Source organism: Marinobacter shengliensis, from assembly GCF_030297115.1.
GTDB classification, from domain to species: domain Bacteria; phylum Pseudomonadota; class Gammaproteobacteria; order Pseudomonadales; family Oleiphilaceae; genus Marinobacter; species Marinobacter shengliensis.
In genome coordinates this window covers 3,261,385-3,278,157 of record NZ_AP028062.1, presented here as the reverse complement: position 1 = coordinate 3,278,157, position 16,773 = coordinate 3,261,385, and the positions used below count along the sequence as shown (strand labels likewise).

The 16,773-nt window shown below is 52.4% G+C and carries 18 protein-coding genes; 9 read left to right on the top strand and 9 right to left on the bottom strand.

Annotated features, from left to right (window positions below; genetic code table 11):
* Positions 1-11 precede the first annotated feature (11 nt).
* Complete coding sequence (gene dcd / locus QUE75_RS15070; RefSeq protein WP_286251395.1) at positions 12-1,034, bottom strand: dCTP deaminase; 1,023 nt, start codon at positions 1,032-1,034, stop codon at positions 12-14.
* 114 nt (positions 1,035-1,148) lie between these two features.
* Here dcd and QUE75_RS15065 point away from each other — a divergent pair, with 114 nt between their 5' ends.
* Positions 1,149-2,462: a DNA methyltransferase gene (locus QUE75_RS15065; RefSeq protein WP_286251394.1), complete on the top strand. Its 1,314-nt coding sequence runs from the start codon at positions 1,149-1,151 to the stop codon at positions 2,460-2,462.
* A gap of 2 nt (positions 2,463-2,464) precedes the next feature.
* On the opposite strand, the gene QUE75_RS15060 is transcribed toward QUE75_RS15065, so the two are convergent.
* From QUE75_RS15060 to QUE75_RS15050, 3 genes are all read right to left on the bottom strand, one after another.
* Complete coding sequence (locus QUE75_RS15060) at positions 2,465-3,418, bottom strand: hypothetical protein (RefSeq protein ID WP_286251393.1); 954 nt, start codon at positions 3,416-3,418, stop codon at positions 2,465-2,467.
* Positions 3,405-3,977 (bottom strand): GTP cyclohydrolase II RibA, encoded by a 573-nt coding sequence (gene ribA, locus QUE75_RS15055; protein ID WP_286251392.1) that lies wholly within the window; start codon positions 3,975-3,977, stop codon positions 3,405-3,407. Before ribA ends, QUE75_RS15060 begins: the two co-directional genes overlap by 14 nt.
* Before the next feature lie 511 nt (positions 3,978-4,488).
* The gene (locus QUE75_RS15050) at positions 4,489-4,965 is read right to left on the bottom strand and encodes a DUF1499 domain-containing protein (RefSeq protein ID WP_396631664.1); all 477 of its coding nucleotides are present in this window, start codon (positions 4,963-4,965) and stop codon (positions 4,489-4,491) included.
* A gap of 204 nt (positions 4,966-5,169) precedes the next feature.
* On the opposite strand from QUE75_RS15050, the gene QUE75_RS15045 reads away from it, so the two are divergent.
* Positions 5,170-5,664 (top strand): gamma-glutamylcyclotransferase family protein, encoded by a 495-nt coding sequence (locus QUE75_RS15045; protein WP_286251390.1) that lies wholly within the window; start codon positions 5,170-5,172, stop codon positions 5,662-5,664.
* A 17-nt stretch (positions 5,665-5,681) separates the two neighbouring features.
* On the opposite strand, the gene QUE75_RS15040 is transcribed toward QUE75_RS15045, so the two are convergent.
* From QUE75_RS15040 to QUE75_RS15030, 3 genes are all read right to left on the bottom strand, one after another.
* Positions 5,682-6,722 (bottom strand): M14 family metallopeptidase, encoded by a 1,041-nt coding sequence (locus QUE75_RS15040; RefSeq protein WP_286251389.1) that lies wholly within the window; start codon positions 6,720-6,722, stop codon positions 5,682-5,684.
* On the bottom strand, positions 6,719-8,203 hold the full coding sequence (locus QUE75_RS15035; protein ID WP_286251388.1) for a hypothetical protein: 1,485 nt from the start codon (positions 8,201-8,203) through the stop codon (positions 6,719-6,721). The genes QUE75_RS15040 and QUE75_RS15035 overlap by 4 nt, the downstream gene beginning before the upstream one ends.
* A 118-nt stretch (positions 8,204-8,321) precedes the next feature.
* Positions 8,322-8,849 carry a retropepsin-like aspartic protease family protein gene (locus tag QUE75_RS15030; RefSeq protein ID WP_286251387.1) on the bottom strand — a complete coding sequence of 176 codons (528 nt, stop codon included), beginning with the start codon at positions 8,847-8,849 and terminating at the stop codon, positions 8,322-8,324.
* A gap of 235 nt (positions 8,850-9,084) precedes the next feature.
* On the opposite strand from QUE75_RS15030, the gene trxC reads away from it, so the two are divergent.
* The 4 genes from trxC to QUE75_RS15010 all read left to right on the top strand — a co-directional run bounded on the left by trxC (position 9,085) and on the right by QUE75_RS15010 (position 12,658).
* Positions 9,085-9,525, top strand: coding sequence for a thioredoxin TrxC (trxC, locus tag QUE75_RS15025; protein WP_286251386.1), 441 nt, complete (start codon positions 9,085-9,087; stop codon positions 9,523-9,525).
* A gap of 121 nt (positions 9,526-9,646) precedes the next feature.
* Positions 9,647-10,849: a M24 family metallopeptidase gene (locus tag QUE75_RS15020; protein ID WP_286251385.1), complete on the top strand. Its 1,203-nt coding sequence runs from the start codon at positions 9,647-9,649 to the stop codon at positions 10,847-10,849.
* 271 nt (positions 10,850-11,120) lie between these two features.
* On the top strand, positions 11,121-12,128 hold the full coding sequence (locus QUE75_RS15015) for an Acg family FMN-binding oxidoreductase (RefSeq protein WP_286251384.1): 1,008 nt from the start codon (positions 11,121-11,123) through the stop codon (positions 12,126-12,128).
* Entirely contained in the window at positions 12,125-12,658 is a 534-nt protein-coding gene (locus QUE75_RS15010) for a DUF6544 family protein (protein WP_286251383.1), read from the top strand. The genes QUE75_RS15015 and QUE75_RS15010 overlap by 4 nt, the downstream gene beginning before the upstream one ends.
* A 16-nt stretch (positions 12,659-12,674) precedes the next feature.
* On the opposite strand, the gene QUE75_RS15005 is transcribed toward QUE75_RS15010, so the two are convergent.
* Together QUE75_RS15005 and QUE75_RS15000 are read right to left on the bottom strand one after the other, a co-directional pair.
* Positions 12,675-13,778, bottom strand: a complete 1,104-nt coding sequence (locus QUE75_RS15005) for an ADP-ribosylglycohydrolase family protein (RefSeq protein WP_286251382.1) — start codon at positions 13,776-13,778, stop codon at positions 12,675-12,677.
* Between the two features lie 29 nt (positions 13,779-13,807).
* Positions 13,808-13,975, bottom strand: a complete 168-nt coding sequence (locus QUE75_RS15000; RefSeq protein WP_286251381.1) for a hypothetical protein — start codon at positions 13,973-13,975, stop codon at positions 13,808-13,810.
* Between the two features lie 80 nt (positions 13,976-14,055).
* Here QUE75_RS15000 and QUE75_RS14995 point away from each other — a divergent pair, with 80 nt between their 5' ends.
* The 3 genes from QUE75_RS14995 to QUE75_RS14985 all read left to right on the top strand — a co-directional run bounded on the left by QUE75_RS14995 (position 14,056) and on the right by QUE75_RS14985 (position 16,698).
* Positions 14,056-14,367 (top strand): SRPBCC family protein, encoded by a 312-nt coding sequence (locus QUE75_RS14995; protein WP_286251380.1) that lies wholly within the window; start codon positions 14,056-14,058, stop codon positions 14,365-14,367.
* Between the two features lie 59 nt (positions 14,368-14,426).
* Positions 14,427-15,743, top strand: a complete 1,317-nt coding sequence (locus QUE75_RS14990; RefSeq protein WP_286251379.1) for a ferredoxin reductase family protein — start codon at positions 14,427-14,429, stop codon at positions 15,741-15,743.
* 505 nt (positions 15,744-16,248) lie between these two features.
* Complete coding sequence (locus QUE75_RS14985) at positions 16,249-16,698, top strand: MarR family winged helix-turn-helix transcriptional regulator (RefSeq protein WP_106694841.1); 450 nt, start codon at positions 16,249-16,251, stop codon at positions 16,696-16,698.
* Positions 16,699-16,773: the final 75 nt, after the last annotated feature.

The window sequence follows — 16,773 nt, the reverse complement described above, 5'->3', positions numbered from 1 at the left end:
AGAATTGATCCCTAATCAGCATCTTGTTGCCTGTCATTTTCATCAAGAAAAAAACGCACTTTTTTGCTGAAAAAATAATATGCAGCCGGAAAAGCAAGAATGATTGTTATCACTATTCTAAAATAAAGTGAGGCGTCGTAGTCTTTTAGCAAGCTTATGGTTTTACTAAGCGGCTGTAAGAGTTCAGGTAAGACGAGTGAGGCTAAGGCTGCTGGGAATGCCCAAAGAAAGAATTTACGCCGAAGTTTATATAAGCTAAATCGAGCTCTCTCTGATCTAGCAAACTGGCTCAACAAGTCGTCAGAATTTGAAAACGTTTTTGAGTCTACAAATCTATCGAGCCTGAATAAGCATCTATCATCGAGTTGATGAACTTCTTTTTGAAGTCTTTCAAGAACCGGTTTTGCAAGGGCGTTGGACGTAATATGCCTAGATATCTTTTGAACTAGTTCGTCTCGCCACCAAACAGATGGACCCCCGTCATCATCAACATATTTGCTATTTAATAGCTCACTGTCATAAGAGTTTCCAAGTTCTCCATCTAGTCTCATTATGAATAATTGACTTAAAGGAAGATACGGGTGAATCACAATTTTGTTAGGCGAGGTATTCATTAGTTCCAGTGGGACATGTCCAGAATATCCAGGGTTTACTAAATCGCAATTTCCCGCCGTCCATAAACCAAGTCTTGCAAATGAGCTTCTAGTTGTGAGCTTGCCTACATTCTCCTTTGGGATCGAAATTTTTTCATAGGTCCGACCAAGTATCATTTGACCAGGCTTTAAAGTGATTGATTCGTTGTTAGACAAAACAATTTTCTTCCACATCCTTCTGGGGGATACCTCAAAGATATTTCTTCTTCCTAAATCGAAGCTATTTCTCTGCCTTTTTGGTATCCAAAATATATTGGAAACTCGAATATCAATTGAACAAGTTTTAATTTGTTTGTCTGCGTCGAAGGCGTGATCTGGGTGGTTACACTCAGATATTACGGTGCCGCTGATGGTGTGGAGCTCTTTGTCTGTAAAGTACATCGTTTATCCAAATCTGGAACTTTCAAGGAAGATAGCGCATTTTGTAGGATTGTGCTATAGTTTGAGGCTATTCGTTTAATGGTATTCCGCTGTTTTTTTGAGATGACATGCGCAATGAGAGCTAAACAGTTAAGCTTGTTAGCAGAGGACAGTCAATTAGGATTGTTACCCACCGCAAAGATCAAAGCTAAGGATAAGCTTGGTGTTCATGGTTGGACTAAGTTCTATGCATCTTTTTCTGAAGAATTCGTAAATAAAAGTATAGATGCAATGGGGCTGCAGGATGATTCGGTTATTTTGGATCCTTTCGTTGGTTCAGGAACCACGCTTGTTAGCTGCCTAAAAAAGGGACTGCCAGCTATTGGTGTTGATCTTGATCCATTTGCTTGTTTGTTGTCCCGATGCAAAGTTGCACTAGATTTTGATAAAGATAAAGTGCGGCAGATTTTGAACTCTCCAAGATCGGTTTATAGCGATGATGTTGATTTTTGCGAAGAAACTTACCGATTTTTCTCAGAGTCGTGTATTGATTATGCCGCTAAAGTGATTGGCAGTATTAAAGAAAGTATTAAGTTAAATGGATCTAAAAGTTATTTAGACGCGATTCTGCAGGATGAGAAGGGGGTGTACGATTCGGAGGTTGTAGCCCTCACTTCTTTGTGTATAGCAGCGGAGAGTTCGGCCAAGGTTGTAAGAGGGTCAAACCCGACTTGGTATCGGAAGGCTAAAGATGGTGAAATGGATGTCGTAAATAGCATCATGGGTCCAGCTCAAACGACGTCGGAAGTGATCATGTCTGATTTGTCAGATTTGCAAGCCTATGCAATTAAAAGAAATATAAAAATATTTAACGCCAGCGTTGAAGATTTGACGACAGAATTACTGGGAGTTCGTGCTGATTTTATTATTACTTCGCCACCGTATCTCACAAGATTAGATTACATAATTAAGCATTTGCCAAATTTACTTGTTCTCTCGGGATTTGTTCCAATTGATATCGAAGGGGCTCGCCGAAGGATGATTGGTACCCCTAAGATAGTAAATAAATCTCCGAGCGAGGATAAGTGGGGTGTAACATGCAATCATATTTTAGAATCGATAAAGAGTCATGAAAGTTATGCTAGTGGGTCATATTATATATGGACTTATGTTCAGTATTTTAGGTCGCTGTTCTTATTTCTTGAAAGGGTGAAGTTTGTTTTGTCGGAAGAAGCAAATGGAATTCTTGTTCTTCAGAACAATACCTATAAAGATTTGTTTATACCTGTGAGTGATATCACGGTTGAAATGTTGGCTTACCTGGGGGTTGAATCTCAAGTTGTACGGCGCGAGTCAGTGAAAATAAATATAAATAACCTGGGAAAAGGTAGGAAGGGAAAAGAAGGTAAAAAAGAACATACTGAAGATGTTTTGATTTTTTCAATTTAAAATTAATACATTCTACTTATGAACTTTGGCTCCTCTAACTCAATGAACCTTTTGTCAAAGTTAAAAGCCGTGCAAAACGAATTGTAAGGGCAACCTTGGCTACATAGTTTTTTTACATCGTCAGGTACGCCTATGACCGTTGCAGTGCATCCTGGATTGATATTTGTGCAAATAGAGCGAGCGACTTGCCATTCGATGTAGTTTAGGTCCGCAACGTTTATTCCTGCGTAAAACGCTGTGAGCTCCTCGGCTTCAGAAACTGACTCACGCAGTATTCTTACCAGTGTTCCTCTCGGGTTCGGCGTTTTCCCGAGTTGTTGAAATATTGCAGGATCCGTTGGAACCACCCTGCCAGTTCTGAGATATACCCTCATGATATGGTAGTCAATGGCGGGTTTCACGAATTCTTCGTCTTCAAATCTGATAATAGATTCCTTGACAAGCTCGTGACTCAATATATTGGTTTTTTTTCTCAAAGGATCTTCAGAATAGGCGATAAAGGTGTCAAAAGTTTTATGAAACGACCCATCAGAAAATTTAGTTTTTGAGATCTCCTGATAAAAATTGAATTTGTCGCCAAAAATATTCTTTATTTGTGTCCCTATATCTCTAAGAAGCTTTGCTCGTTCTTTTGCTCTTACTCGCTGTTGTTTGGGGTAATCTTTCAGAAGATCACTAACATCTGCCGCAGTAATTACTTGCAAACGCTCAAGAATATTTTCACGGTTTTTAAATAAGTCTTCAGCAATCTGCGATTGAAGGAAGTCCCAGTTGAATTGATGGCATACAGAAATAAATGCTACTTTGAAGATGAGTTGATCCGGTTTGTCTTCCGAAGACCAAGGTAGCGCTTCAATTGGGCGGGTGTACGTCCTCAGTACCTTAGCATGCTCCATGCATGAAATTGGATCAATCTTAAATAGCTCTTTTGATAGAAGATCTTCAATCTTTTTCATAGTGGCCCAGTGCCTCGGTTTTGGTTTCCAGATACTTGGCCATGGTTTCATTTTTTTCGATGTCTAGATTTATACGACTTTCTACAATGATTCCGCTATCACGAAGTGCTTTCACCTTGTTGGGGTTGTTGGTCGCAATTGTTACTATTTGTATATTTTCTGTTTTTAGAACATCGATTGCTATTGCATAGTTTCTAGGGTCCTGTTGATGTCCCAATTCAGAGAATGCTTCAGCTGTATTTAATGCCTTGGTTTGCTCTAGGTATATTGATTTTACTTTTTCGCTGATCCCTATTCCTCTTCCCTCTTGATATAGATATATAATGATTCCACCATTTTTTTTAATGTATTCAAGAGCTGCATCTAGTTGACTCGCGCAATCACAATCCGTGGCATGGAAACTTTCGCTAAATAAGCAAGACGAATGGATTCTCAGAAATGGTGACCTTGGGAGTGTTTCGCTTTTAATAACCACGCACGTTTCATTATTAAGAGTGTGGGTATAGGTTATTAATTTGCCGTGCTTTGTATCTAATTGTATTTTAGTTTCTTTGCCCACTTAATTCTTTGTCCATTTGAGTTAATTGTAAGATCGAAGAAAACATTCTTGCGCTACGGAATCCCGTTTTGATCGTTCTCAAAAAGCGTTAATCCGAGTGTTAAGTGCTCAATATCGGAAACTGTAGAACGTTATATTAAAATCTCAAGCTAACATTTCCGGCAATTTTGAGAGTGCCGAAAACCTGTCTTGGGTGCGTTGTCTGGACTTAAAGATTGGTTTCCGGCTCGCGGATTAAACTGAATCCATACTTTCTCACTAATGTTGGCTACAAATCAAGAGAACTAGAACAGATTATGACCGGGAAACCGAAACCGAAACCGAAACCGGAAAAAAGGGGCAGATCTTTCTTCGTGGCTTATCGGATGGCTCAGAGCTAATTTGAGCGACTACCAATGCTCTCCTCACATCGGTTAATAATTACTGCCAGCACACCGAAAGGCTTCTGTGGTTCCAGAGCAGGGAGGCGCTGATGCCAAGATAATCTTGGGTAATTGTGCCTGTCTTTCCCTCAGTCAGCGCTTTTTAGAGCCTGGCTATTACCACTGGCAACACCACGCTCAACCAGATTGTGCCTGAAGCGCTCCACGCGCCGCCGGTTAACTCCCAGATCATAAAAGCCGAACAGCGACTGGGATCGGATATCCAGACTGCGGCGGTCCGGGCTCACCAGAACCTCGAAGTAGTCGGGAAAGTGGAGCAGGTCGCTATGAAAGGTCATGTCCAGATAGCCAAAGCGCGAATCATTGAGCCTGGCGCGCGGCATTTCAGTGGCGACAGCTTTAACGGTGTCCCATGTCGGCTGATCCAGGGGCGCAGACAGCTGAATGGGTTTCACGTAATAGAGGCTCACTGATGAGGTGCTGGATACACAGTTCAGGAAGGGCGTGCAGTCATCAAGGGAGAACTCGGTACCGGAGGAAGGTACATGGTTGGTCGAAGTGCAGCCTGTTAGCAGGAGTACTGTCAGTAGAGCAAAACATCGCATGTTTGATTTCGGAAGAGCCATTGTCAGGTGGGAATCCAGTGTAGCTCCATGCTGATGGTCGGTGTAGCGAAAGCCGGGACAGTTTCGTTTTCCCGGACCGGCGGTAACAAATTCATGGATGAGATCGAAAAAATAGACCTGCCCCGGTTTTGCTAAGATTATGACTCCAGGTCCCAGAGTGAACAGCGCAGATACGGAGGCAGCATGAAGTATTTTGCTTACGGATCGAATATGTCACTCCTCAGATTAAGAGCGAGGGTTCCAAGCGCGGAGCGAATCGGTATGTTCACGCTGGTTGAGCATTCCCTTCGGTTTCACAAGTGGAGCAGGAAAGACCAATCCGCAAAATGCGACGCACTGTTTACCGGAAATCCGGAGGACGTCGTCATTGGCGCACTGTTTGAGATACCGCGCAGCGAGAAAGGTCCGCTGGACAAGGCTGAGGGTTTGGGCTTCGGTTACGATGAAAAGCGGGTCACGGTTACGGATGCTCTCGGGAATTCCCTTGATGCTTTTACCTACTGTGCAACGTCAACGGATCCATCTTTGCTGCCTCACTCCTGGTATTTGAATCACGTCGTTGTTGGTGCGAAAGAAATCGGCGTTCCCGCCGATTACCTCGATGTCATTTCAGCCACACCAAGCCAGGAAGACCCGGATCGAAAACGAGACGCGAGAGAGCGGGCCATCTACGATTAGAAGCGGCTCGCCAGGGTCTAAAAAATGGGTTCGCCCGTTGCTTTGACGGCATAGAACAGACAATCGCTCTTCGCAATCAACGGGTTGGTGGTGATCATGAAGGCCTTGAGGGCCTGGGCAGGGTAGATTTGCCCATCCCTGACTTTCAGTACCTGCTCCATGTTCTCGGTGCGGTTGTGGCTGATCGCCGTGAGCACGTCCAGGCCTTTTTGCCCCACCCATCCAAGTGGCTCATCCGGCGACACAATCCCGAAATTGCGGTGTTCGAAATCGGGTGGAAACGTCAGGTCTGCCTGCCCACTGGGCGTTGAACGGTACTCGATGGTCGCATCGGGCGCCAACTCCACTCGAATCGGGTTTCGCAGCACCGCAACGTTCCATTCCGCTTTTTCCAGCGACAGCACGTCAGATTGCGAGGCATACCGAACCAGCCCTTCGTACGCCAGTTGGTGCGCGTGATCATCCTGAGCACCGCCACACTCGATGGTGACGGTGGGCACTTCCTGTTCGGAATACTCCATCAGTGCCCCCAGGCGAAGATCCGTCATGATCAGTCGGTCGGTAAAGAGCGACGCCAGCGCCTGGTGGGCGGCGTCGTTGGTGATGGTCACGGCGAAGGCAGGGCCGGTGCCGGAGGTGTTGTGCACATCCAGCAGGCACTCGGGGTTGGCGGTCTGAAGCTCGGCCAGCATAGCCTGGGCAATGGCGCCTTCCTCTCCTTCAAACGGTTCTTTGAAGCACCGGTTCAGGTCACGGCCGCCTGGCACTTGGCGCAGTGACAATACCGGCGGGATTTTCGCGGGGTGGACGCCGCCCAGAAGGAACAGCAGGTTGACCTCCGGGGTGTGCTGCTCCAGCAGCCATCGGTGAATCGCGAACAGCCCTGAGGGTTCGTTGCCGTGAAGCAGGGTTGCCATGGCCCGGGTTCTGGAAGGGTCGCGGCCAGCAACGCGAACCACCGTGGGCCGTTGCAGCCGGTCCAGCCACTCCAGGGGCGAGCGGCCCAGGGTTTGGGGTGAGGGGTTGTTGAGATAATCCAGGGTGTTGGAGCGGCTCATGGTGACAAGGTCCATTCGTGCAGTGGTGTGTTTTTCTTCTGATTGGCCATGTAACGAGACAGCATACTCTTGAACGCCTCGTCGGGAGTCTGGGACCGGAAAAAAGACTCGGTGACCTGGCGCTGCCATCGGGCGCCCGTCATCCCAGTTTGAATGCGGCCTTCGATGATTCCCAGCAGGCGGTGGATCTCCGCCTCGTCCACGGCGGTTCGTTGCAAGGCTTCCCGGGCGCGCGGTAACAGGTCACGGGCAACGTTCAACAGGGGGGTGTCCTGTAACTGTACCTGGTGTTTGTGGGGCCAGATGATGTCTGCACCGATGCCGTATTTGGCGGCACGGTAGAAATTGTGTTCGGTGTAGTGAAAGGGAAGTATCGACGTCAGTTGCCGGATATCCTCGAGTACCGCCAACGCCGCTCCGATCACGAACAGCCCGTTCGCGCACATATCTACGGCGGTTGGGCCGGCCGGCATGGACCGAATCTCGATGCGCAGATGGCCGCCGTCTGTGTGATCAAAAATGGCCCGGTTCCAGGGCCAGGTGGTGCCATGGTGCAGTCGCAGTTCGGCCAGTTCAGGTACCTCTCCACGGTCAATAACCGCCATCGGATCTTCTTCCGACATCAATGGCAAGATGGGGGGATACAAGGAGGCCGAGGCCGCAAACAGCTCCCAGGCACTGCGTGCCCAACCGTTGCCGTAATAAACCCTTGGCGGGTGTTTCCAGGTTCTGTGGTTGGGCGAGCGGCTGTCGACGGATTGCTTGAACAGGGCGATACGGGTTTCGTCCCAGAGGTGGTGGCCGAACAGGCTGGGCGAATTGCTGGCCAGAGCCAGCGCAATGGGCGTCACCAGCTGCACGGCGTTGAAATAGTCGGCAAAGCGCTCGGCTGGAACGCGCCAGTGCAGCTGGAACGAGGTGGTCGCCCCTTCCATGGTGACGTCGTCCGCTTCCAGGTCGATGACGTCGTTGCCACCGATATGTATGCTGAAGGGCTCGCCCCGTTGCTGGATCAAGGCGTTGGATAGCGCATGGTAGCGGGGTTCGTCTGTCATCACCTTTGCGCCCATATCGGACTGGCGCAACGTGGGTAGAATGCCGATGGGCACCAGTTGGCCATTCAATGGCGCGGCGTGCCGGTTGATTCGCTGCATGGCCTCGAGCAGTTCCTGCTCGGTTCTGGCAAAGGGGGCGCCCTTGAAGGCCTGGGGGCTGAGGTTGTATTCGAGATTGAAGCGGTTGAGCTCAACCGTTAGTTGTGGATCCTGAACGCTGGCGGCTAGTTCCGTGTTGATCGGCTGAACACGCAGGTCCGGGTTTACGATGTAGAACTCGACCTCGGCACCAATGGAAGATTCCCCCTCACCAAAGCCGGGCCGATCCAGAAGGCGGGTGAGTGCGGTAAGGTCCGTTCGCACCTTGGCGGCAAAGCGGTCAAATTCTTCCGGCGTAAATTCCGATTGTTGTATCGACAGTCCCATAGCGGCTGTGTCTCTAGCACTGGCTTACTTTGATAGTAGCGGAAATGAGGGGTGCGCGAGTGACTGACCGAAGGAGAAAAGCGATATGAAGACGTCTTCCGGGGGCCTTAACCCCCTATCAACGATTGTCCTGGCTCAGAGTTAGAACGCCCGATTGCTGGGAGAAGTTCAGCTGCCCAAGCACGCTCATCCCCAACAACACCATGTCGGGATCCATGGCCGGGTTGATGGTGCCGGGTACATTGTAGAATGTCATATCGCCCAGGCGGAGTTCCTGAATGGTCGTGCTCCACACATTGACTGTGCCAGCGGCGGTATGCGCAAGGCCGGACTGGCCCTTTCTGAGGCCTGCTTTTTGGGCGAGGGATTCTGAGACGGCCACGGTTGTGGCACCGGTATCCAGGATGAAGGTGACACGCTGGTTGTTGATGGTGCCGTTTGCCAAATAGTGGCCTTGGCGGTTGGCTTGCAGTTCAATCTCTGTGACGCTGCCGCGGGTGTGACTAACCAGCTGCTGGTTGGGGTTGCTTTGTTGCGAGTCCCAGCTGCCGAAAAAATGCGTGACAGCGGCGAGCAATACAACCCAGAACACTGCGAAGTATAGGAGGTATCGGATTTCGGGTTTGATGATGCCAGGTTTGCTCATCCTGTTCCTTGTTGTGGGGCATGGGCAGGTTGTTCCAATACTACCTTGGCCACTCGCTCGGCGGTAGTTTGATCGCCTTCCCGAGCATAACCTTCCATGTTTCTCCATCAATTCCATCAGTCGAATCATTCTGGCGTGAATTACAGCAGGCGCAGAGGGTCTCGGCTCGCCGCTTGATTTCCGGCCATTTGACCCGATTAATTCAATCATCTGATCAATCATAGGTCGACCTATCATGACTGACATCCGACATCTTGTGTGTCCCCATTGCCACAAAGTGAATCGCGTGCCGGCCGACAAGCTGTCCGCCGGTGGTAACTGCGGCGCGTGCAAACAGGCACTTTGGCCAGACCAGGTGCTGGATCTTACGGAGCAGACGTTTGCGGCACACACCGGGCGCAGCGATGTGCCGGTAGTGGTGGATTTCTGGGCCAGTTGGTGCGGGCCTTGTAAGGCGATGGCGCCTCAGTTCGAGCAGGCGGCGAAAGCCTGGCGGGGTAAAGTGCGCTTTGCAAAGCTGAACACCGAACAGTCACCGGGACCGGCCGGGCAGTTTGGCATTCGCAGCATACCCACAATGATCCTGTTCCAGAATGGCCGGGAAGTGGCTCGTCAGAGCGGTGCGATGAATCAGGCGCAGATCAGCCAGTGGCTGCAATCGAAGGGTATTCGGTAGACTTATGGTGTAATTGGCAGTCCTCGGGAGGCCTCAAGCCCTTTCAACGATTATCCTGGTTTAGGGGCAGGGCGTTTTATGCCTACACTCAAGTAGTCCCTTATTGATTCTGGAGACTACTATGGATTTCCACGCTTACCGCCAGGCTTTAGCCGACACCCTGGAAGGCAGCGAGCTACCCTTTCCGGCAGATGAATTAAGTCTCCGTTTGGCGCGTACCCGGGCCCTGATGACTGAAGCCGGACGTGATGCCCTGCTGTTGACCGATCCTGCCGATATTTTCTACCTGACCGGCTATCACACCTTTGAGGTCTCCGTGCATACCGCGTTGCTGGTCACGGCGGAACGTATCGTCCTGCAGGTACCGTCGATTGAGACCGGGCCGGCTGTTGTTACCGCAAGGGTGGACGAAATCATTGGTTACCGCTGGGAGAATATCAGTGAAGTCATCGAGCCTTTGCTGGCCTTGCTGTCACCCTGCCAGCACATAGGCCTGGATGCGAATTCTGCCGGTTTGCGCTACGCCATCATTCAACCCCTATTAAACTGTCTGGGCAAGGCACGCTTTCACCATGATGGCGGCGCATTGCTGGATAGTCAGCGTCTGGTGAAAAGCGAAGCCGAACTGGACTGCCTGCGCGAGAGCGCACGCATCACCGCAATCGGGCTACGAGCTGCCGAAGCTATTATTGAGCCCGGCATCACCGACAATGAGGTGGCTGCCGAGGGTGCTCGTGCACTGCTCGCGGCGGGCAGCGAGTTCATGAGCCTGCAGCCGATCGTGACCTGCGGTCAGCGCAGCAGCGTGATACACGTCAATCATAAACGCACCGTTATTAAGGCAGGGGATCCGGTTTTCCTTGAATTTGGTTCAGCTTATCAGCGCTATACCGCACCGATGATGCGCACCGCTGTAGCGGGCAGAGCCACGACTGAGATGCACCAGATCGCGGAGGTTTGCCAAAGCCTCTATACCGCCCTGAAAGAAACTATGTGCCCGGGTAATACCTTTGATGATGCAGCAAAGGCTGCCGAGGCGGCCCTGGCACCCTATGCGGATCGAGTCTTTTTCTCTGGCGTATTTGGCTACTCCGTAGGAGCGCAGTTCCCTCCCAGCTGGGTTGAAGGCACCGGCTACATCGCCCGCGGTCTCACCCGCCGCTTTGAGGAAAACATGGTTTTCCACCTCCCCCTGTGTCTTCGCCTGCCTGGGGAGTGGGGGATTGGCCTCAGTGACACAGTACAGGTCACTGCCAAGGGTGGTGTAGCCATCACCGACAATGATTGGCAGGTCAATGAACGGGTTGACCTCATTAAATCTTAAACGTACCTGGACCCGACATGTTTAAACCCAGTTGTTACAGCTGCCGAAAAAAGTTTGAGCCATCTGCGTTGCGTGTTTCTTACTCGAAGAATTACTGTGAGAGCTGCGGCGTTGGGTTGTTTGGTGAGGATTACTTCAGCTTCCCGCCAAAGCCGGCTCCAACTACCCGGAGGAACCTGGTGGTTCATGGTGCTGTGGTGCTTCTCGTAGGTGGTTTCTTTTTGTTTTGGATGTCTGTTGGTGGGCTGTAAGAACTCGAGCTGGAGGCGCTATGAACTACTCAGATAGGGTCAACAAAACCTGGTGCCACAGTGCGCCTGGCGCCTCACCTCAGGACTATCGGGAGTTGGTGCGGTACGCCACCTTGGCGGCCTCCAGTCACAATACCCAGCCCTGGATATTCGAGTTGGAACCCAACCGCATACGGGTGTTGCCTGATCTGTCCAGGCGTTGCCCGGCGGTGGACCCAGACGATCACCACCTTTACGCCAGCCTGGGGTGTGCAGCTGAGAATTTGCTGTTGGCAGCGCAAGCTGTCGGATTAAAGGGGTATTGCCAGTTTGATGTATCGACATCCGGGGTGGTGATTGATTTTGAAGAGGCTACGGCCGTGCGGTCTGCACTTTTCGAGGCGATTACCCTGCGCCAGTGCAGCCGTTCAGAGTACGACGGTGTGCCACTTGCGGCTGAAGTGCTGGCGCAGCTTCAGGCAGCGGGGCAGGGTGATGGCGTGTCGGTGCTTCTGATGACCGATGCCGATCAAAAGGCGCTGGTCGCAGATTATGTCGCCAAGGGCAACGATGCCCAATTTGCAGACCCTGAATGGGCTCGGGAACTTAAAGCCTGGATTCGGTTTAACGGCAAGGAGGCGGTGCTTTCCGGCGATGGGTTGTACGGGCCTGTTATGGGCAATCCGGCCGCGCCCCGCTGGCTTGGGTTGTTGGCGATGAAGGGCTCGTTTTCTGCAAACAATCAGAACAAGAAGGATCGACGGCACATTGACAGTTCTTCCGCCATTGCCGTCATCTATTCAGAGGCCGATGACATTCCCCACTGGATTGAGGCAGGCCGGTGTTACCAGCGCCTGGCCCTGCAGGCTGCGGCCCTCGGCCTGCGTACGGCGTTTATTAACCAGCCGGTGGAGGTGGCGACACTGCGCCCGGAGTTTGCCTGCGCCATTGGCATTGGTGGCCGGCGCCCGGACCTTATCGTGCGGATTGGCCACGGCCCGCAGATGCCGCGCTCTCTCCGGCGGCCGGTTGAGGATGTTATCCGGTGATTTTACTGGGGGTACTGATTCTGGCCGGGCTGGTGCTGTCGGCCTGGCGGCTGCTGGACCACCGGGCGGACCGCAAAGCCATGCGCGAGCTGGTGGGCGCGCAGCCCGCACAGTCCCCGGTCTTTGCCGCCGAGATGGTTGCCGATCTTCCCGAGCCGGCACGGCGCTATTTTCTGTATACCATTGAACCCGGTACGCCGCTTGCGACGGTCGCCCGTATCCGGATGACGGGGCGTTTCGGCATGGGTGACAGGAGCAATCCCAATTATCTGGATTTTGAGGCAACCCAGGTGTTGGCCATGCCTTCTGGATTTGTCTGGAAAATGCGTGCGCGGCGGGGCCTGATGCGGCTGTCCGGTTCTGACAGCCAGCGGTGGACGCGGTTCTGGTTGATGGGGTTGCTACCTGTTGCCCGCTTTGGCGGCGACCCGGACCATACCCGTTCGGCGGGTTTCGTTTGCCGACACATGTGGAAGCTGGCAATCATTTTGGTACGGACCAGTATTTTCCGTTCTTTGTGGCCGATGTGAGCGTTGTTGAGTTTTTCTAAGCATTTGCTGAATCGATCAGCGCGGTAATTTCCCGGTCAATGTCCTCCTGATTCACCAGCTGATCAAACCACTGGTTGGCCACGCCATCACTGGTCAGCCCCAGCAGAGCTCCCAGTACCATACCCCGATGCACGTTATCGCCGCCCAGGTTGGTGTTCACCCGCAATGCCAGCCATGGATCGTTACGGTATTTGTAGGCCAAGTACAGTACCACCGGCCAGGAATCTGAGATGTAACATGCGGGCGAGTACATCCGGCCAACTACCTGGTTGTCTGGCAGGTTTCGTTTCGAAAAGGCGGCAACATCCAGTCCCCTTGCGCCTTTGGCGGCGTCTTCAAGGAGTGCCTTTATACCGTCTTCGCCTGGCCCTTCCATCAGGCCGCACAGCAACGTTACGTAGCGGTCGCACACTTGCATCAGGCCCTCATCCGGGTGGGTGAGCGCCAGGTGTTCCCGGCAAAGCGCTTGAATATCGGGAACACTCGCACCCCGCAGGCGTTCCGAAAATACCAGCGGTGCGATGGTTACCAGGCCGCCAACCGAGGGGGTGTCGTGGGTGACCATGCCGCATTTTTCTGGCGGCAGGCCTTTCTCAAGGTTGGCAAAGAATCCGCGATGGTAGGATTCGGCATAGGTGTCTGGGTGGCGGGGAGGATCGGCGGTCATAAAACCGATGTAGGCCTTGAGGAAGGTTTGTGAGCGATAGTGCCCGTTATCTTCCGCGAGGCAGCGCATGAGCACGCGGCTGCAATGGGCATTGAGGGTATTCTCGCCTGCAGTCATACCGTGGTGGTAGTGAACGTTTGGTACATTCCAGAATTGCGCACGGCCTTTGAGTATCACGTCTCCCACAATCTGCGGCTCTGGTTTGCCATGGTGATGGGCACGGCGGCCACCGCGGCTGGTGGAATGGAGCGACATGATAGACGATGGGTGGAATTCCGGCGCAGCCTCGAACCGCTGAATACCCCCGGGAAAGGCTTTTTCGATATCCATCGGGTTGTAGAACCAATGCACGGGCATAGCCAGGGCATCGGCGATGAACTGGGTTTTCAGGCTATTTCTTACCCGGCTTGCGCAGCTGGCATTGGTTTGCACTGGGATGCCCCTTACTTTGAGTTACGTTCTCAGTTTTCTTTTTTGAATTTTGCTTTGCAGTTGCCGCTCATGCACATCGTGCAGTAGTGCTCACGGTCCTCGTGTTTGCTGCCCTCTGCGAGCTTGATGCCGCAGCTGTTGCAGAGCAGGATGGCAAGTTCGCCCTCAATTTTCACAATTGCGTTCTGGTAATTCATAAGCAGATATCTAGAAAACCCATTTCTTTAACGCGACGTACGGGTATCTCGTCTATCAGTCCTGATGATAAGGAGTAGCTATGTTTCGCATTCACGTTGAGAGGCTTCTCAACATGGATATAAATACGGTCTTTGAGGCCATCGCAGATCATGCCCGCTATGATCGATTTCCCGGCGTTAGCAAGTCTGTGCTGGTTGAAGAAGGGAAAGAGGAGAAAAACGGCACGGGCGCGCTTGTTTTAAAGGCTGAGGGTGAAAAGACTCGAGTGACCTGGATTTCCGAAGGGCATGTGCGAGTGCCACTGCTCGGCCGGATGATGGATCGGTTGGCTGAGCGCAGTTTTTCGAAAGCCTTCAGTTCGTTGCTCAAGGCCATTGAGCGGCGGGTCTGATCCGGGCCTTGCGGCAGGCGCAGATTGCGTAGCCAGAGGATGTGGACAAGACTGATGGGATGAAGCCGCTCGTTCTGATCGTTGCTTACTTTGCTGCCGTTACCCTGCCGTTAGTTCTGTCGGTATGGCTCGGCGGGCCGCCGCGCCAGTTCCACCAGGAACTGGCCTCAGCCCTTGGCATTCTCGCTTTTTCGATGATCCTCGTGGAGTTCATTCTCTCCGGCCGCTTCAAGGCCATTTCAAATGGCGTGGGCATGGATGTGACCATGCGGTTCCACCAGACCATGGCGCGCATCGCGCTGGTCTTGGCGTTGGTGCACCCGTTTCTTTACCAGGGAACGCTGGCCGGTGGTCAGCGCCCATGGGACCCAACGCGCCAGTTGACCCTCACGACCGATTTCTTCGCGCTAGTGCCAGGCATTGTTGCCTGGTTGCTGCTGACAGGTCTTGTGGTTATGGCGATAGGGCGTGCCCAGTTGGGTTACCGATACGAGACATGGCGCCTTTTGCATGGGCTGGGCGCGCTCCTGATTGCGGTTTTGCTGCTGCACCATACGGTATATGGCGGGCGTTACGGGTCGCATCCGGTGATGACCTGGGTGTGGCTGGTTATGACGGGGGTGGCGGTTGGCTCGCTGCTGATGGTGTACCTGGTGGTTCCCTGGCGGCAGAAAGCGCGCCCCTGGCGGGTGACGGAGGTTGTTCGGTTAACGCCTAAACAGTGGCAAGTGACGGTGTTGCCCGACGGCCACGATGGCCTCGAATACCAGGCAGGGCAATTCGTTTGGCTGAATGTGGGTCACAGCCCTTTCTCGATGAAGGAAAACCCGTTTTCCATTGCCTCAGCGCCGGCGGCCGGTCCGGAGGTTTCTTTCATGATCAAGGAGCTCGGCGATTTCACGCAAACCATTGGCGAAATAGAGCCTGGCACCGTCGCCTATCTGGACGGCCCTTATGGCAATCTCACTGTCGATGGCCGGCAGGAGCCCGGTATTGCGCTTATCGCTGGTGGGGTTGGCCTCTCACCCCTGTTGAGCATACTCAGGCAATTGCGCCTGACCGGTGACCCCCGCAGGGTGAAGTTGATCTACGGAAACCGGATTATTGATCAGGTCGCCTATCGTAAGGAGCTAGACGAGACGCTGGGAGCGGAGAACATCGTGTATGTGCTGTCTGAACCGCCTGAGGGCTGGCAGGGAGAGATCGGCGTCATCGATGGACCATTGATTGACCGCGTTTTTGCTGTGGGCGATTTCCGGGATTGGGCCTTTGTGATGTGCGGGCCGAACGTCATGATGGATGTAGTTGAGAGCCACCTGATCAAGCGGGGCACGCCCGCTCGTCGGATTCTGTCGGAGCGGTTCAACTATGACTGATCTGGAAGGCTTCGCCTTGTAGGTTCAGTGTTGGGAGAGCGCTCGCACGCAGCGATGAGAAAATGCTGCGCTTGGACAGTTTGGACTGCTCGGGCTTATTGAGGATGTAATAGAGTGACTGTGACTGCTTTAGTGCGTGGATTGCTGATTCTGACCGGGCTGGCGTTGTCGGGCTGGCGGCTCCCGGTACGCCGCTCGCGACAGTCGCCCGCATCCGGATGTCGGGGCGCTTCGGCATGGGTGACAAGCGCAATCCCAACTACCTGGATTTCGAGGCAACCCAGGTGTTGGCCATGCCTTAGCCGTTTTCTGGACGCCTGCAGCGCTGTTGCCGGGCCCACATCGCGGTCCATCTTTGCTCGCGGATTTGGTTTAAAGCAATACTTCCACTCCATCACCAAATGCTACTTCACCGCCATGCAGGTTGGTTATAAACTTGTGTACACTTAATTTGTGCGCTGATTAAACGCGCGGCCGCCTTGTTACCTCACTACCGGAGCATCCGATGGCGAACGACGATTCCTGTTCAGAGCTGTTGCTGGATAACCAGCTGTGCTTTGCTCTGTATTCCACGTCGCTGATGATGACCAAAACCTACAAACCGCTGCTAAAGGCACTGAACCTGACCTATCCACAGTATCTGGCCATGCTTGTGCTGTGGGAAGAGGATGGCATTACCGTCAGTCATATCAGCAAGCGGATGCTGACAGATCCCGGGTCAATGACGCCGCTGCTAAAAAGGCTCGAAGCGGATAAGCTGCTAACGCGCAAGCGCCGCACCGATGATGAGCGGGTGGTTGAACTCCATCTCACCCCACAGGGTCGAGCGCTTAAGGATAAGGCCCGGGCCATTCCCGGTTGTATTGTAGAGGCCAGCGGTCAGCCCCTGCCTGATTTGATGGAACTCAAACGGCAGTTAATCAAATTGCGCAGCCACCTGAAACCGTCACTTTAAGCTCGCAAATCCTGCACTACGTAGTTGTATCAATATAACTTGCGCGCAAAACATTTGTGCGATAAATTGTTGTTG

Coding starts and splice junctions, on each gene's coding strand:
- QUE75_RS15060 (WP_286251393.1), bottom strand. CDS start 3,418: ATGAAAAAGATTGAAGATCTTCTATCAAAAGAGCTATTTAAGATTGAT.
- QUE75_RS15015 (WP_286251384.1), top strand. CDS start 11,121: ATGAACTACTCAGATAGGGTCAACAAAACCTGGTGCCACAGTGCGCCT.
- trxC (WP_286251386.1), top strand. CDS start 9,085: ATGACTGACATCCGACATCTTGTGTGTCCCCATTGCCACAAAGTGAAT.
- QUE75_RS15035 (WP_286251388.1), bottom strand. CDS start 8,203: ATGGGACTGTCGATACAACAATCGGAATTTACGCCGGAAGAATTTGAC.
- QUE75_RS15050 (WP_396631664.1), bottom strand. CDS start 4,965: ATGCGATGTTTTGCTCTACTGACAGTACTCCTGCTAACAGGCTGCACT.
- QUE75_RS15065 (WP_286251394.1), top strand. CDS start 1,149: ATGAGAGCTAAACAGTTAAGCTTGTTAGCAGAGGACAGTCAATTAGGA.
- QUE75_RS14995 (WP_286251380.1), top strand. CDS start 14,056: ATGTTTCGCATTCACGTTGAGAGGCTTCTCAACATGGATATAAATACG.
- dcd (WP_286251395.1), bottom strand. CDS start 1,034: ATGTACTTTACAGACAAAGAGCTCCACACCATCAGCGGCACCGTAATA.
- QUE75_RS15020 (WP_286251385.1), top strand. CDS start 9,647: ATGGATTTCCACGCTTACCGCCAGGCTTTAGCCGACACCCTGGAAGGC.
- QUE75_RS14990 (WP_286251379.1), top strand. CDS start 14,427: ATGAAGCCGCTCGTTCTGATCGTTGCTTACTTTGCTGCCGTTACCCTG.
- QUE75_RS15040 (WP_286251389.1), bottom strand. CDS start 6,722: ATGAGCCGCTCCAACACCCTGGATTATCTCAACAACCCCTCACCCCAA.
- QUE75_RS15045 (WP_286251390.1), top strand. CDS start 5,170: ATGAAGTATTTTGCTTACGGATCGAATATGTCACTCCTCAGATTAAGA.
- QUE75_RS15000 (WP_286251381.1), bottom strand. CDS start 13,975: ATGAATTACCAGAACGCAATTGTGAAAATTGAGGGCGAACTTGCCATC.
- QUE75_RS14985 (WP_106694841.1), top strand. CDS start 16,249: ATGGCGAACGACGATTCCTGTTCAGAGCTGTTGCTGGATAACCAGCTG.
- QUE75_RS15030 (WP_286251387.1), bottom strand. CDS start 8,849: ATGAGCAAACCTGGCATCATCAAACCCGAAATCCGATACCTCCTATAC.